The organism is Streptomyces sp. NPDC001410 (assembly GCF_042895235.1).
Taxonomy (GTDB): domain Bacteria; phylum Actinomycetota; class Actinomycetes; order Streptomycetales; family Streptomycetaceae; genus Streptomyces.
In genome coordinates this window covers 1-1,146 of record NZ_JBIAWE010000058.1, presented here as the reverse complement: position 1 = coordinate 1,146, position 1,146 = coordinate 1, and the positions used below count along the sequence as shown (strand labels likewise).

The window sequence follows — 1,146 nt, the reverse complement described above, 5'->3', positions numbered from 1 at the left end:
GTTGAGCTTGGTGATGAGGGGGGCGAGGGTGCGGTCCTCGCGTGCGGCGGCGTCCCAGTCGCGGGGTTTGAGCTGGTACTTCTCCGAGTCGAGGTACTCCTCGCTGCCCTCCCGCAGGGGGGTGTTCTCGCACAGTTCGTAGCCGCTGTAGATGCCCCAGGTGGGGGAGAGGGTGGCGGCGAGCACGGCACGGGTCTCGAACGCGGGCCGGCCGCCGTGCTGGAGGTAGGCGTGCAGGATGTCGGGGGTGTTGGCGAACAGGTTGGGCCGCATGTAGGAGGCGGCCTCACCCGAGAGTTCGGTCAGGTACTCCGTCAGCTCCCGCTTGTCGTTGCGCCAGGTGAAGTACGTGTACGACTGCTGGAAACCGATCTGCGCCAGGGTGTGCATCATCGCCGGGCGGGTGAAGGCCTCCGCCAGGAAGATGACGTCCGGGTCGGCGCCGTTGACCTCCCCGATCACCCGCTCCCAGAAGACGACCGGCTTGGTGTGCGGGTTGTCGACCCTGAAGATCCGCACCCCGTGCGCCATCCAGTGCCGCAGCACCCGCACCGTCTCGGTGACCAGGCCGTCCATGTCGGCGTCGAACGCGATCGGGTAGATGTCCTGGTACTTCTTCGGCGGGTTCTCCGCGTAGGCGATCGTGCCGTCCGGGCGGTGGTGGAACCACTCCGGATGCTTGTGCACCCACGGGTGGTCCGGGGAACACTGCAGGGCGAAGTCCAGGGCCACTTCCAGGCCCGACTCCCGTGCCCGGCCCACGAAGTGGTCGAAGTCCTCGATGGTGCCCAGAGCGGGGTGGACGGCGTCGTGCCCGCCCTCGGGGGAGCCGATCGCCCACGGCACGCCGACGTCGTCGGGGTGGGTGGTGAGGGTGTTGTTGCGGCCCTTGCGGAACGTCGTGCCGATCGGATGGATGGGCGGCAGGTAGACGACGTCGAAGCCCATCTCCGCGATCGCCTTCAGACGCCGCGCGGCCGTGCGGAAGGTGCCGTGGGGCTGCTCGGCCGTGCCCTCCGAACGCGGGAAGAACTCGTACCACGAGCCGAAAAGCGCCCGCTCCCGCTCCACGAGCAGCGGCATCGCGTCGGACGCGGTCACCAACTCCCGCAACGGATACCGGGACAGCACCGCGTCCACCTCGGG

At 68.8% G+C, this 1,146-nt stretch carries 1 pseudogene; it reads right to left on the bottom strand.

Annotated features, from left to right (window positions below):
• A pseudogene (locus tag ACFY3C_RS45760) lies at positions 1-1,146 on the bottom strand (alpha-1,4-glucan--maltose-1-phosphate maltosyltransferase); the annotation flags it as partial.